This is a genomic window from Pseudomonas sp. TMW 2.1634, from assembly GCF_001703595.1.
Classification (GTDB): domain Bacteria; phylum Pseudomonadota; class Gammaproteobacteria; order Pseudomonadales; family Pseudomonadaceae; genus Aquipseudomonas; species Aquipseudomonas fragi.
This window is the reverse complement of the sequence record NZ_CP016849.1, coordinates 3,711,453-3,725,430: the sequence shown is the minus strand read 5'-3', so window position 1 is coordinate 3,725,430 and position 13,978 is coordinate 3,711,453. Positions and strand designations below refer to the sequence as shown.

Annotated in this window: 12 protein-coding genes; 8 read left to right on the top strand and 4 right to left on the bottom strand. The window is 59.7% G+C overall.

The features are described 5' to 3' along the window. The first annotated feature begins 134 nt into the window (after nucleotides 1-134). The 5 genes from trxA to BFC21_RS17560 all read left to right on the top strand — a co-directional run bounded on the left by trxA (nucleotide 135) and on the right by BFC21_RS17560 (nucleotide 6,580). A complete protein-coding gene (gene trxA / locus BFC21_RS17580) occupies nucleotides 135-464 on the top strand; it encodes a thioredoxin TrxA (RefSeq protein WP_016783018.1) in 330 nt (109 codons plus the stop codon). Between the two features lie 233 nt (nucleotides 465-697). Next, nucleotides 698-1,957, top strand: coding sequence for a transcription termination factor Rho (gene rho, locus BFC21_RS17575; RefSeq protein ID WP_016783019.1), 1,260 nt, complete (start codon nucleotides 698-700; stop codon nucleotides 1,955-1,957). Nucleotides 1,958-2,081: 124 nt separating this feature from the next. Next, nucleotides 2,082-4,076, top strand: a complete 1,995-nt coding sequence (locus tag BFC21_RS17570) for an acyltransferase family protein (RefSeq protein WP_088378518.1) — start codon at nucleotides 2,082-2,084, stop codon at nucleotides 4,074-4,076. Nucleotides 4,077-4,145: 69 nt separating this feature from the next. After that, nucleotides 4,146-5,612, top strand: a complete 1,467-nt coding sequence (gene ubiD, locus BFC21_RS17565) for a 4-hydroxy-3-polyprenylbenzoate decarboxylase (RefSeq protein WP_088378517.1) — start codon at nucleotides 4,146-4,148, stop codon at nucleotides 5,610-5,612. Continuing rightward, a complete protein-coding gene (locus BFC21_RS17560; RefSeq protein ID WP_086799403.1) occupies nucleotides 5,612-6,580 on the top strand; it encodes a CDP-6-deoxy-delta-3,4-glucoseen reductase in 969 nt (322 codons plus the stop codon). Before ubiD ends, BFC21_RS17560 begins: the two co-directional genes overlap by 1 nt. 111 nt (nucleotides 6,581-6,691) lie before the next feature. Here the strand turns inward: BFC21_RS17560 and BFC21_RS17555 are convergent, their stop codons facing one another. Continuing rightward, nucleotides 6,692-7,171 (bottom strand): sn-glycerol-3-phosphate transporter, encoded by a 480-nt coding sequence (locus tag BFC21_RS17555; RefSeq protein WP_177342595.1) that lies wholly within the window; start codon nucleotides 7,169-7,171, stop codon nucleotides 6,692-6,694. A gap of 201 nt (nucleotides 7,172-7,372) precedes the next feature. On the opposite strand from BFC21_RS17555, the gene BFC21_RS17550 reads away from it, so the two are divergent. From BFC21_RS17550 to BFC21_RS17540, 3 genes are all read left to right on the top strand, one after another. Continuing rightward, nucleotides 7,373-8,038, top strand: a complete 666-nt coding sequence (locus BFC21_RS17550) for a gamma-glutamylcyclotransferase (RefSeq protein WP_371914919.1) — start codon at nucleotides 7,373-7,375, stop codon at nucleotides 8,036-8,038. A gap of 123 nt (nucleotides 8,039-8,161) precedes the next feature. Then, the gene (locus BFC21_RS17545; RefSeq protein ID WP_086799401.1) at nucleotides 8,162-8,521 is read left to right on the top strand and encodes a hypothetical protein; all 360 of its coding nucleotides are present in this window, start codon (nucleotides 8,162-8,164) and stop codon (nucleotides 8,519-8,521) included. Nucleotides 8,522-8,612: 91 nt separating this feature from the next. Then, complete coding sequence (locus BFC21_RS17540; RefSeq protein ID WP_016783026.1) at nucleotides 8,613-9,017, top strand: flagellar basal body-associated protein FliL; 405 nt, start codon at nucleotides 8,613-8,615, stop codon at nucleotides 9,015-9,017. A gap of 129 nt (nucleotides 9,018-9,146) precedes the next feature. On the opposite strand, the gene BFC21_RS17535 is transcribed toward BFC21_RS17540, so the two are convergent. From BFC21_RS17535 to BFC21_RS17525, 3 genes are read right to left on the bottom strand one after another with little or no spacing between them, the layout of a single operon-like run. After that, a complete protein-coding gene (locus BFC21_RS17535; RefSeq protein ID WP_088378516.1) occupies nucleotides 9,147-10,265 on the bottom strand; it encodes an ABC transporter permease in 1,119 nt (372 codons plus the stop codon). Then, nucleotides 10,265-12,985 (bottom strand): ribosome-associated ATPase/putative transporter RbbA, encoded by a 2,721-nt coding sequence (rbbA, locus tag BFC21_RS17530; protein WP_120266403.1) that lies wholly within the window; start codon nucleotides 12,983-12,985, stop codon nucleotides 10,265-10,267. The genes BFC21_RS17535 and rbbA overlap by 1 nt, the downstream gene beginning before the upstream one ends. Further along, a complete protein-coding gene (locus BFC21_RS17525) occupies nucleotides 12,982-13,947 on the bottom strand; it encodes an HlyD family secretion protein (protein ID WP_088378514.1) in 966 nt (321 codons plus the stop codon). The genes rbbA and BFC21_RS17525 overlap by 4 nt, the downstream gene beginning before the upstream one ends. Nucleotides 13,948-13,978 lie beyond the last annotated feature (31 nt).

The window sequence follows — 13,978 nt, the reverse complement described above, 5'->3', positions numbered from 1 at the left end:
TTCAGGTGACCTGAAACGGGCGATATCCGCTCTCATGCACCACTATAGTGAGAGTCAATCGCCCCTCACCTTCCTGAACGCGGTGATGACAGCTATGATGTGCTACGTTTTTGCTTACAACCACGGAGACTTCCATGAGCAGCGATCTTATTAAACACGTCACCGACGCTAGCTTTGAGGCCGATGTTCTCAAGGCTGAAGGCGCTGTACTGGTCGACTACTGGGCTGAATGGTGTGGCCCTTGCAAAATGATCGCGCCGGTTCTGGACGAGATCGCAGAGACTTACAAAGGCAAGCTGACTGTTGCCAAGCTGAACATTGATGAAAACCAGGAAACCCCGGCCAAGCACGGCGTACGCGGTATTCCTACGCTGATGCTGTTCAAGAACGGCAACGTTGAAGCCACCAAGGTCGGTGCGCTGTCGAAGTCGCAGTTGGCTGCATTCCTCGACGCCAATATCTAAGCGTCGATAAAAGCCCCGCTAAATGCGGGGCTTTTTCATGGCTCAAGGACTAGACGCTATGAAACTCAAGTGGTACATTCGGCCCCGCACTGGTTTCTCCACTGCCCCCTGCAAGCCGTCGCCGACGCACTCCTTATCGAATTAGTACGCGATCCTGTCGCCTTCTCTGCGGCGCGGCCTCATTAAGCCCAAAGCTTAATTTCCCTCCCCATAAATGATTACGTCATTCCTATATGAACCTGACTGAACTCAAGCAAAAGCCGATTACCGAACTGCTCGAATTGGCCGAACAGATGGGCATAGAAAATATGGCCCGTTCGCGCAAGCAGGACGTGATTTTCTCCCTGCTCAAGAAGCACGCGAAAAGCGGCGAGGAAATCTCCGGTGATGGCGTGCTGGAGATTCTCCAGGACGGCTTCGGCTTCCTGCGCTCCGCTGACGCTTCTTACCTGGCCGGCCCGGACGATATCTACGTCTCGCCTAGCCAGATTCGACGCTTCAACTTGCGCACCGGCGACACCATCGTCGGTAAAATCCGCCCGCCAAAAGAAGGCGAGCGTTACTTCGCACTGCTGAAAGTCGACACGATCAACTACGATCGTCCCGAGAACGCGAAAAACAAGATTCTCTTCGAGAACTTGACCCCGCTGTTCCCGACTGTACGCATGAAGATGGAAATCGGTAACGGTTCCACTGAAGACCTGACCGGTCGTGTGATCGACCTCTGCGCTCCGATCGGTAAAGGTCAGCGCGGTCTGATCGTTGCTCCGCCAAAAGCGGGCAAGACCATCATGCTGCAGAACATCGCGTCGAACATTTCGCGTAACAACCCTGAAGTGCACCTGATCGTTCTGCTGATCGACGAGCGCCCGGAAGAAGTAACCGAAATGCAGCGTACCGTGCGCGGCGAAGTGGTTGCCTCCACGTTCGACGAGCCGCCAACCCGCCACGTGCAGGTTGCTGAAATGGTGATCGAGAAGGCCAAGCGCCTGGTCGAGCACAAAAAGGACGTGGTGATCCTGCTCGACTCCATCACCCGTCTGGCCCGTGCCTACAACACCGTTATCCCGAGCTCCGGCAAGGTGCTGACCGGTGGTGTGGATGCTCACGCCCTTGAGAAGCCAAAGCGTTTCTTCGGTGCTGCGCGTAACATCGAAGAAGGCGGTTCGCTGACCATCATCGCTACCGCGCTGGTTGAAACCGGCTCGAAGATGGATGAAGTGATCTACGAAGAGTTCAAGGGCACCGGTAACATGGAACTGCCTCTGGACCGCAAGATCGCTGAAAAGCGCGTCTTCCCTGCGATCAACATCAACCGTTCCGGCACCCGCCGCGAAGAGTTGCTGACTGCAGACGACGAGTTGCAACGCATGTGGATCCTGCGCAAGCTGTTGCACCCGATGGACGAAGTAGCAGCCATCGAGTTCCTGGTCGACAAGTTGAAACAGACCAAGACCAACGATGAGTTCTTCCTGTCGATGAAACGCAAGTAATACGGTTTCTCGTACAAAAATAAGGCGCCCCGCGAGGGCGCCTTTTTTTTTACCAAAAATAAAAGGAAGGTTTGTGCTTAACTCCGGTCAATAAAAATAATCTATCGATGAGTTGCAAGCGTATATGACCTCTCTTGTTTATCGCAGGGACATTGATGGCCTGCGTGCTGTTGCCGTACTTGCCGTGGTGTTGTTTCATTTTGGAGTGCCGGGTTTTTCAGGCGGATTTGTTGGCGTTGATGTGTTCTTCGTCATTTCCGGTTATTTGATCACTTCAATCATCTGGCGCCAGCATCAGGCGGCGCGTTTCAGTTTTGTCGAGTTCTGGGCCCGTCGCGCACGGCGCATCCTGCCGGCCTTGTTCGTGATGATGGCTGCGGTGCTGGCCGTGGGCTGGTTCCTGATGGCGCCCAAGGACTACGAAGAGCTGGGTCGCTCGGTGCGTTACCAGGTGATGTTCGTGTCCAACCTGCTGTTTATGCGCCAGGAAGGTTATTTCGATGCTGCCAGTGACCTCAAACCGCTGCTCCACACCTGGTCGCTGGCGGTTGAAGAACAGTTTTATATTGTCTTTCCGTTACTGCTGACCCTGCTTTGCAGCCGGTTCAAGCACTGGCGGCTGGCGTTGTTCAGCCTGTTGCTGGTGTCGTTCGGGCTCAGCGTCTGGGCTGTGGCCCAGCATCCTGAAAAAGCGTTTTTCCTGTTGCCGATGCGGGCATGGGAGCTGTTGGCAGGTGCCATGCTGGCGATTGCGCCTGCCAGCCAGAAACGCCTGACCCCGGCGGCGGCGCAAGGCATCAGCCTGTTGGGCATGGGCCTGATTCTTGTTGCCGTGTTCGGTTATGACAACAGCACACCCTTCCCGGGTGCCGCAGCGTTGCTGCCCGTGCTGGGCGTGGTGGCCCTGATCTGGGCCAATGAGCATCAGAGCACCTGGGTCGGGCGCGTGTTGAGTACGCGGCTCATGGTCGGGCTCGGGCTGATTTCCTATTCCTGGTATTTGTGGCATTGGCCGGTTTTTGTGTTCGGCAGTTATGCCGGCGCGGATGAGTTCGGCCCTGCACTGACCGGCGCATTGATCGCGCTGACGCTGATCCTTGGCTATCTGTCCTGGCGCTTTGTCGAAACGCCGTTTCGTGAGCGTCGACTATTGGCTGGGCGTCGTCAGGTTCTCGTCGCGGCGGGTTTGGGCATTCTGGTATTGGGGATCGCCGGCCAGGCGCTGCGCTGGACCGATGGCCTGCCGTCGCGCTTGTCCGAGCAGGCGTTGCAATACGCACGGGCCAGCGAATGGCGACCTGAGCTGATGGCCTGCATCACCGATGACAAGAGCCCGGCCGACACGCCATTCTGCCGTTACGGCCAATCGCCCGCCGCGCCAGCTCAACTGCTGGTATGGGGCGACAGCCACGCCACGGCCCTGATCCCGGCACTGGACGACAGCGCCCGCCAGCATGGCGTCAATGTGATGCTGGCCAGTTCCGCCGGTTGCCTGCCACTTGAGGGGCTGGAGCACGGTACGCGGTGCGCCGAGTACAACCGTCGTGTCGAACGTACCCTGGCGACCGAGCCCGTGCGCGATATCCTGTTGGTGGCGCGCTGGAGCCTGTACTTGTATGGCGATGCCAAGGGCGATCACGGCCATGCGTTGCGCGATGGCAATGGTCACTATGACCGCGCGGTCGCCGAGCAACGGTTGGCCGATGGCTTGCGGGCGAGGGTCGAGCAATTGCGCAAGGCCGGGTACCGCGTATGGCTGATGAAGGAGGCGCCGTTGCAACCGTTCAATCCGCCGTACCGCCTGAGCCGCCTGGCGATGCTGCACCAGCCCACCGCCGATGTCGGCATGCCGGTCGAAGACCACCTCAGGCAAAAAGCGTTTATCAACCGGTTGTTTGCCGATATCGCGGCCGCTGATTCCCATGTACAGGTACTGGACCCGACCCCGCAGCTGTGCGATGCCTCGGGGTTGTGCCGGGCCGAACAGGACGGTCATTCGTTGTACACCGATGACAATCACCTGTCCGAAATCGGCGCTCGTCTGGTTCTACCGGCATTGGCCCCGCTGTTCGATGACCTGGCGTTGCGTGCTTCGGAGCAGGCCAATACCGCCCGCTGAGCAGCGATAAGCTGCCAGCGGCCGGCATAGCAGGTAGGATGTACGCCTATTTTAGGGGTGCCACCGTCAATGAAATTCAAGGATCTTCGGGATTTCGTGCAGCAGCTAGAGCAGCGCGGAGAATTGAAACGCATCCAGATTCCCGTTTCTCCAGTCCTGGAGATGACCGAAATCTGCGATCGCACGCTGCGAGCCAAAGGCCCGGCCTTGCTGTTCGAAAACCCGACTGGCCACACGATCCCGGTGCTCGGCAACTTGTTCGGCACGCCAGAGCGCGTGGCGATGGGCATGGGCGCCGAGTCTGTCAGCGAGCTGCGCGAAATCGGCAAGCTGCTGGCGTTCCTCAAGGAACCCGAGCCGCCTAAAGGTCTGAAAGATGCGTGGTCCAAGCTGCCGATCTTTCGCAAGATCATTGCTATGGCGCCGAAAGTCGTCAAGGACGCGGTGTGCCAGGAAGTGGTCATCGAGGGTGATGACGTCGACCTCGCCATGCTGCCAGTGCAGCATTGCTGGCCGGGCGACGTGGCGCCCCTGATTACCTGGGGCCTGACCGTGACCAAGGGGCCGAACAAAGACCGTCAGAACCTCGGTATTTATCGTCAGCAGGTGATTGGCCGCAACAAGGTCATCATGCGCTGGTTGAGCCACCGTGGCGGCGCGCTGGACTACCGTGACTGGTGCGAAAAACACCCCGGCCAGCCATTCCCGGTGTCCGTGGCCCTGGGTGCAGACCCGGCGACCATCCTTGGCGCCGTTACCCCGGTGCCCGACAGCCTGTCCGAGTACGCCTTTGCCGGCCTGCTGCGGGGCAATCGCACCGAACTGGTGAAGTGCCGCGGCAATGACCTGCAAGTGCCAGCCACTGCCGAAATCATCCTCGAGGGTGTGATTCACCCCGGCGAGATGGCCCCCGAAGGCCCCTATGGCGACCACACCGGTTACTACAACGAAGTGGACAGCTTCCCGGTGTTTACCGTCGAGCGCATCACCCATCGGATCAAACCGATTTATCACAGCACCTACACCGGCCGTCCACCGGATGAGCCAGCGATTCTGGGCGTGGCGCTCAACGAAGTGTTTGTACCGATCCTGCAAAAGCAGTTCCCGGAAATCACCGACTTCTACCTGCCGCCCGAAGGCTGCTCATACCGCATGGCCATCGTGACCATGAAAAAGCAGTACCCGGGGCACGCCAAGCGCGTAATGCTGGGTGTGTGGTCGTTTTTGCGCCAGTTCATGTACACCAAGTTCGTTATTGTGACCGACGACGACATCAATGCCCGTGACTGGAACGATGTGATCTGGGCCATTACCACGCGCATGGACCCCAAGCGCGACACGGTAATGATCGACAACACGCCCATCGACTACCTCGACTTTGCCTCGCCGGTTTCCGGCCTGGGGTCGAAGATGGGCCTGGATGCGACCAACAAATGGCCGGGTGAAACCACCCGTGAATGGGGTCGGGTTATCGTCAAGGATGAGGCGGTCACTCGCCGGGTCGATGACATCTGGAATCAATTAGGAATAGATTGATGCGTGTAACCTTGCAGCCTTCAGGTGCGGTGCTGGAAACCTTGCCTGGCGAGCGGATTCTCGATGCGGCGCAGCGCCTGGGCTATGAATGCCCGCAAAGCTGTCGCAATGGTAATTGCCACGTGTGTGCGGCCTTGCTGGTTGAAGGCCAGGTGGAGCAGGCGGGTGACGTGCGTGATCATGGCGAGTTCTATACCTGCCTGGCGGCCCCCCTTGAAGACTGCGTGGTGTTGTGGGATGGCGTGCTTGCGTTGGGAGAATTACCGGTGCGTAGCCTGGCCTGTCAGTTGACCGAATGCGTCGATATGGGTGGCGATGTGTGGCGCGTGCGCTTGCGTGCGCCTGCAGGCAAGCCGCCGCGTTATCACGCCGGGCAGTATGTGATGCTGGAGCGTGAAAACGGCGACAAGTCGGCGTTTTCCCTGGCCAGTGCTCCGCATTCCGGGCGCGACCTTGAGTTGCATGTGCTGGTGCGCGAAGACAGCGCCCGCAACTTGATCGAGCAGTTGCAGCGCAACAAGATGGTTCGCCTTGAGCTGCCTTTCGGTGATACGCACTTGTCCGAACTGCCGGACGGGCCGCTGGTGTTGATCGCGGCGGGCACCGGTATGGCGCAAATGCACAGCCTGATCGAGCATTGCCGGGCCAAGGGTTTCAAGCACCCGGTGCATCTGTATTGGGGCGTGCGTCGGCCTGAAGACTTCTACACCTTGGACGAATGGGCCGAATGGGAGAAAACCCCCAATCTGTTCCTGCACAAGGTGGTGAGTGATTTGTGTGGCTGGGAAGGGCGCTGCGGCATGCTGCATGAGGCCGTCTGTGAAGACATCAGCGACCTGGGCAGTGTGCATGTGTATGCCAGTGGCTCGCCGGCGATGATCTACGGCACGCTGGACGCGCTGGTGGCTGCCGGCATGGACGCGCACCAGATGCGCGCCGATGTGTTTGCCTATTGCCCACGGGGTTGAATGTGTGGGAGCGGGCTTGCTCGCGATGCAAGCGACGCGATGTAACTGTTACACCGCGTTGAAACTATCGCGGGCAAGCCCGCTCCCACAGCGACCAGTTGAGCCCTGGCCTTAAAATCGCAGGCCTGTGGTGATCATTGCCGCATTGAAGCCGAGCAACACCAGCTCGGCGGCGACCGGGCCGTAATACGTGCCGACCGAGGGGATGATCACTGGGGCCACGCCGAAGCGGTTGAGCGGGATCTTGTCCTGGTAGTCACCGTGGTAACCCTCCAGCAGGCCGCCTGTCAGCTTCAGATACACCGGGTAAGTGTCGCTATCAAAGCGTTTGCCCGCGTAGGCGTAATACGACCGCTGGCGGAACGAGTTGCGAAAGGTCGCCGCGCCGAACAACCAGTTTGAAGCGTCATGGCGCTCAATACCGATCAGGTCCTGATTGTTGTTGTGCTCAGGGTCGGGGGAGAAGTGCCGGGTATAGACACTGGTTTGCACATACCAGAACCCGTCGTCTTTTTGCTGCGTGCCGTCTTGTGCCAATGCTGAACTGGTATAGGCCAGGATCAACAGGTAGCAAATCCCAATGTATTTCATTCAACAACCTCGTTGGGTGTGCGCCTGCGGCTGGCAACTATAAAGGGGGCGCTTGAACATTCCCTGAACGAAGCGGGTTTAAGCGCAATTGCATCATTTCGCCATCGAACCATACGTCTTGCGGCGCGGGCCATAGACTATTGGGTGCTATAAGATTCATGTCGTTATTTTGTTTACCACATGTAATGCCTGTAGGACCCAATGCCACCTGCACTGACTACGCGTGAATCTGTCTGCCTGAATCTGGATTATCCGCCGCGACTCGATCTCGGGGCGCCGTTGACCCCGGAACAACTGCTCACCTCCCTGCACAGCACTATGGCGCGCCATCAAGGCGGGCCGGTGTGGCTATTTGCCTATGGTTCATTGATCTGGCGCCCGGAATGCGCGGCGGTTGAGCGTGTGCGTGGACGGGTGCATGGTTACCATCGCGGGCTGTATCTGTGGTCCCACGAGCATCGTGGCACGCCGCAATGGCCAGGGCTGGTGTTTGGCCTGGATCGTGGCGGCTCGTGCAGTGGCTTTGCCTACCGCTTGCCGGAAGACAACCTCGATGCTGCGCTGCACGCCCTGTGGCTGCGGGAGATGCCGGTGCCCTCGTATCGGCCGCACTGGCTCACCTGCCGACTGGAAGATGGCAGCCAGGTACAAGCCCTGGGCTTTGTGCTGGAGCGGCATTTGCCCAGCTATGCGGGCAACCTGCCAGATGGCGTGTTGAGCCAGGTACTGGCCAACGCCAGCGGCCGCTACGGCACCACTCGCGATTATGTTGAACAGACCGTGAGCGCTTTGCGCAGCCACGCCATGCCGGATCGTAACCTGGAGGCACGGCTCAAGCGTTGCGGGCCCTGCAAACCGACGACTTAAAGAGCGCGCTGGCCGTTGAATCGGAGCCATCCCACGAAAGGATCGGAGCCTGTGAACTGAGATATCGCGGGGCATACTCATAGTATTTGCCCTTTGCGCCCTTGTCGGCGCGGGGGGAAGACGATGAATCATCTGGTCTGGCTTGTGGTGATGTTGATGGCGTCCGTTGCGCAAGCGCAGGCGCCAACGGCCGATATCAGCGGCGCAACCTGTCTCAAATTGAACCGGGAAATCACCCGTCATATACGTCGCGGCGTCGACTTGCCCCTGGTTGAACTGACGTTGTTCAGGCAAACCCGCCATCGACTGATCGAGGAATATGAGGCAGGGCAGTATCCTCTCGAATTGTTGGCAACAGCTTTGTACGAACTGGCGCGGGACACCGTGAAGGTGGTTGAAGCCTGCCGGCGCAAGCCCAGTCGCAAGTTTGTCGAGATGTTGCCCGAGAGCGTCCAGGCGCTATTGGCACCCAGGGAGCGTTGAGTCAGCAGGCTACGGCTTTGCCGGGATTGGCCGATAAAGGTGGAAAGGCCCGGGTATGCTTGCCCGCCAAACTGTAAAAAAGGAGTGAATTGTGAAAGCGTGGATCATGTTGATGCTGGCCTTGACCTTGCCGATGGCGGCGGTCGGGGAAGAGGCGCAGGAAGGCGGCGACAAGGTCAGCTACATCAGCCTGAGCCCGCCATTTGTGGGTAACTACGGCCTGGACGGCAGTGCCCGGCTCAAGGTGTACAAGGCTGATATTTCCTTGCGCGTGACGGGCGCCGATGCGGCCAAGGCGGTTAAAACCAATGACGCCTTGATCCGTAATCAGTTGGTGGGGCTGTTTACCCAGCAGACCAGCGAAACCCTGGGCAGTGTTGAAGCCAAGGAGAAGCTGCGCCAGGAAGCCTTGAAACAAATCCAGCAGGTCATGACTGCCGAAACTGGCAAACCGATGGTGGACGACCTGCTGTTCAACAACTTGATTGTTCAGTAAAGACGCAGATACCGGCCTGGCTTTTGTGTGGGAGCGGGCTTGCTCGCGATAGTTTCACCTCGACCTGTCTGACGTATCGAGGCGCTTGCATCGCGAGCAAGCCCGCTCCCACATAACCCGTGCCCGGGCTTACGACGCCAGACTCTTGCGAAACCGTGCCAGGGCAATGGCGAAGAACACCAGGCCAATACCTGTCAGGGCCAGCAAGTCCGGCCACACCACGCTCACCCCCGCTCCGCGGAACAGGATCGCCGCGCTCAGGCTGACAAAGTGGGTCGACGGCGAGCATTGCATCACCCATTGCAGCCACACCGGCATGCTGTCCAGCGGCGTGCTGCCGCCCGAGAGCAAAAGCATCGGGATGATTACCGGGATGGCCAGCAAACCGAACTGCGGTGTTGAGCGCGCCAGGGTCGCAAGGAAGATCCCCAGCGCGGTACTGGCAAACAGGTACAGCGCGGTGACCAGCAGAAACAGGGTCAACGACCCCGCCAGTGGCACGCCCAGCGCCCATTTGACGATGACTTCCAGCGACACCCAAGTGCACAGCACCACCACCAGCATGTTGCTCCAGATTTTTGCCAACATGATTTCCAGCGCCGTCAGCGGCAGCACCAGCAAATGGTCGAGCGTGCCGTGCTCGCGCTCGCGCAGCAACGCGGTGCCTGTCAGCACAATGGCCAGAATGGTGATGTTGTTGACGATCTGGATGACGGCCAAAAACCAGCCGCCTTCCAGGTTGGCGTTGAACAACGCGCGGCTGGAAATCAGTGCCGGGCTTTTTGCCGCCGCGTCACCCTGGCCGGCATAGTTGAGCAGTTCGCGCTGGAAAATCTGCCCGATATAGCCCGCCCCCATAAATGCCTGGCTCATCGCGGTGGCATCGACGTTGACCTGCAGGCCGGGTTGGCGGCCTGCCAGCAAGTCGGCCTGGAAGTTGGCTGGCACATTGATCACAAAGGTGTACTGGCCGTTATCCATCGCTTGATCGAGCTGGTCATAAGGCAAGGCTTGTGGCGCTTTGAACTCCGGGGGCAGCAGCGATTCGCCGAGTTTGCGTGACAGGGGGCTGTGGTCTTCATCAATGATGGCAACGCTGGCGTTGTGCACACCGATGATCGAGCTCGACGCCGGCATATAAATCGCCACCGTAAAGGCATAGAGCAAAAACAGCAGCAGCACGCTGTCATGTCGCAGGCTGGTGAGTTCTTTAAGGCCTAGGCGCAGGATGTGCGAGAGCTTGTGCATCAAACCTCCTGCTTCTTGAGCATGATCAGGCTCAGCCCGGTAAACGCGACAAAAAAGCCGAACAGCGCCAGGCATTGCGGCCACAACTGGCGCAGGTCCAGCGCTTTGGTGAAGGTGCCCACTGCGATATCGAGGAAGTGCCCGGCCGGGAACAGCATGCCCATCACTGCCGAAGCACCTTCCAGCGAGGAGCGCGGCACCAGCAGGCCGGAAAACTGAATAGTCGGCAGGCTGGTGATGATCATGGTGCCCAGGATGGCGGCGATCTGGGTGCGGGTGAAGGCGGAAATCAGCAGGCCCATGCTGGTGGTCGACAGCACATACAACAGCCCGCCCAGCGCCAGGGTCAAGCCGCTGCCCTTGAACGGTACGCCAAACAGCCAGCGGTTCATGGCCACCAGCAAGGCCAGGTTGACCAGGCTTACCGCCAGGTACGGTGCCTGTTTGCCCAGCAGGAATTCGAGACGTGTCAGTGGTGTGGCGTAAAAATTGGTGATGGAGCCCAGTTCTTTTTCACGCACGATGCCCAGCGCGGTCAGCATGGCCGGGATAAACGCCAGGATCAGCGCCATGACGCCGGGACCGATGGCATTGACGCTGATGACATCCTGGTTGTAGCGAAAGCGGGTTTCCAGCTTGACTGCGGCTTGCCGGTTTTGCGCCTGACTGCTCAAGGTGGCCAGTTGCTCCAGGTTGGCCTGATGCACGGCCTGCACATAGCTGCGGCTGGTTTCGGCGCGAAACGGCATGCCACCATCGAGCCATGCGGCAACTGTCGGCTGGCGCCCGGCATACAAGTCGCGGCCAAACCCCGGGGGAATTTCCAGGGCGATTTTTATTTCCGAGCGTTGCAGACGCTTGTGCAATTCTTCGGCACTGCGGATCGGTGTGTGCTCTTCGAAATAGCGGGAACCGCGGAATGCTTCGAGATAGGCGCGGCTTTGCGGGCTTTGGTCCTGGTCGTAGACCGCGAAGGCGAGGTTTTCCACGTCCAGGGAAATGCCGTAGCCAAAAATCACCATCATGAACAGCGCGCCCAGCAAGGCAAAGGCCATGCGCACCTTGTCGCGCAGTAATTCCTTGGATTCGCGGCTGGCCACGGCAATCAGCCGGGTCAGGCTGAAACCCCTTTTGCTGACCGGTGGCGGCGCATTGACCGCAGGCTGCGCAGCCGAGGCGGCGCTGGCATCCTGATCGTTCTGGGCCTGCTCCAGGCAGGTGACAAACGCTGCTTCCAGGGTGTCACCGTGGAATTGCTGTTGCAGCGCATCGGGTGTATCGCAGGCCAGCACCTTGCCCGCATGCATCAACGAAATACGGTCGCAGCGCTGGGCTTCGTTCATAAAGTGGGTGGACAGGAAGATGGTCACCCCCTGCTCGCGGGACAGCTCGATCAGCAGGCGCCAGAAGTCATCGCGGGCGGCCGGGTCGACGCCCGAAGTGGGCTCGTCGAGGATCAGCACTTCGGGGCGATGCAGCACGGCCACCGCCAGCGACAGGCGCTGGCGCAGGCCCAGGGGCAGTTCGCCGGACTGTTGTGTGGCCACGTCCCCAAGATCGAAGCGCTCGATCAACTCTTCGATGCGCGGCTCGCTTTCGGCCTTGGGCAAATCGAACAGTTGCGCGTGCAGCACCAGGTTTTGCCGCACACTCAACTCGCCGTACAACGAAAAGCTCTGCGACATGAAACCCACGCGCTTGCGGGTGGCCAGGTCCTTGGCATTTACCGGGTTGCCCAGCAGTTTGGCGCTGCCTTCGGTGGCGGGCATCAGCCCGGTGAGGACCTTCATGGTGGTGGTCTTGCCGCAGCCGTTGGAGCCCAGAAAACCGAAAATCTCGCCCCGGCCAATGGCAAAGCTGACTTTGTTCACCGCGGTAAAGTCGCCGAATCTGAGCGTCAGGTCGTGGGCTTCAATGGCGATATCACTGTTGTCGCTGGTGCGCGGCGGAATCACCAGTGGCTCGCTGCTGTGGCCGCTGTCGCCCTGATAGTGGGTGAAGGCCTCGTCGAGCTTGCCGGTGGTGGTGACCGCCGCCAGTTCCTGGCTCAGGCCGGTGGCAATCAACTTGCCGCGATCCAGCATCAGGCAGTGTTCGAACTGCTCGGCCTCTTCCATATAGGCCGTCGCCACCAGCAGCGTCAGTTGCGGGCGCTGGCTGCGTACATCCTCTACCAGTTCCCAGAAGCGTCGACGTGACAACGGGTCGACACCTGTGGTGGGTTCGTCGAGGATCAGCAGGTCGGGCTCGTGAATCAACGCGCAGCACAGCCCGAGTTTTTGCTTCATGCCGCCTGACAGCTTGCCCGCCGGGCGCTCGGCAAACCGCTCAAGGTCGGTGGCCTTGAGCAGTTCGGCCATGCGTTGCTCGCAGTCGTCTTTCGACAAGCCAAACAGGGTGCCAAAAAAGCGGATGTTTTCGCTGATCGACAGTTCCGGGTAAAGGTTGCCGCCCAGGCCTTGGGGCATAAACGCAATCAGCGGGTACAGGGTGTTGCGATGCCGGCGGTTATCAATCGGGCCGCCGAGCACCTCAAGGGTGCCCTCCTGGAGCTTCTTGACCCCGGCAATCAGCCCCAGCAGGCTCGACTTGCCCGCGCCATCAGGCCCGATAAGCCCGCAGCGCGTGCCCTTGGGCAGGCGGAACGTGATGTCCAGCAGTGCCTGCTGGTTACCGTACCTGTGGCTGATGCCACTGGCGTTTAGCGCCAGATCGCTCATTGCAGATTAGCCGGCCACGGTACATCGGCGGTTCGTACATAACCGGCGCCCGGCATGCCCGGTTTGGCCTGTGGTACGGCGCCTGGGTCGGTAAGGCGCAGTTTTACCCGGAACACCAGTTTTTGCCGCTCGTCGCGGGTTTCAACTTCTTTGGGAGTGAACTGGGATTTGGCTGCAACAAAGGTGATTTTGGCTGGCAGTGCCCGGTCGGGCAGGGCGTCGAGCACGATGCGGGCTTCAGAGCCCACGGTCAATTTGCCGACCACCGAAGCGGGCATGTACAGGTTCATGTACTGATCGCTCGGGTCGATCATCATAAATACCCGTCCGCCCGAACCGAGGACTTCACCGGGCTCGGCCAGGCGCAGCTGGATCACGCCGTTGATGGGCGCGCGCAGGCTGCTGTCGTCAATTTCGCTGGTCAGCTGTGCGACCTGGGCCTGGGATGAGCCGATCGCGGCCTTGGCGGCGGCGACCTGGGCCTGGGCGGCGACGACTGCGGCGTTACTGGTGTCGAATCGGGCTTGTTGCTGGTCCAGTTGCTGGCCGCTGGCAAAACCGCGCTTGGCCAGTTGGCGAAAACGCGTGAGCTCCTGGCTGGCCAGCAGCTTCTCGCTCTGGCGCAGTTGCACGTTGGCTTCGTTGGCGGCCAGGGTCTGGCGGGCGCGCAGCACTTCGGCTTCGGCTTGCGCGCGGCTGGCCTCCAGGGTGCGGGTGTCCATGCGGGCCAGCAATTGGCCCTGGGTGACGCGATCACCTTCATCGACCAGTACTTCGGCCAGGCGCCCGGGTATTTTGGCTGCGATTTGTACTTCCGTGGCTTCGAGCCGACCGTTGCCCATGCTGATGCCTTTAGGGAGGCGGTCGTGCTGGGATTTCCAATAACCGAACCCGCCTGCTGCAATCAGCAAGACAGCCAAAGGGATAACGAAATAATGGGAAATACGGTGGTTGCTAGACATGCCGACATCCTGTGTCACAGAGCGCTCTAGT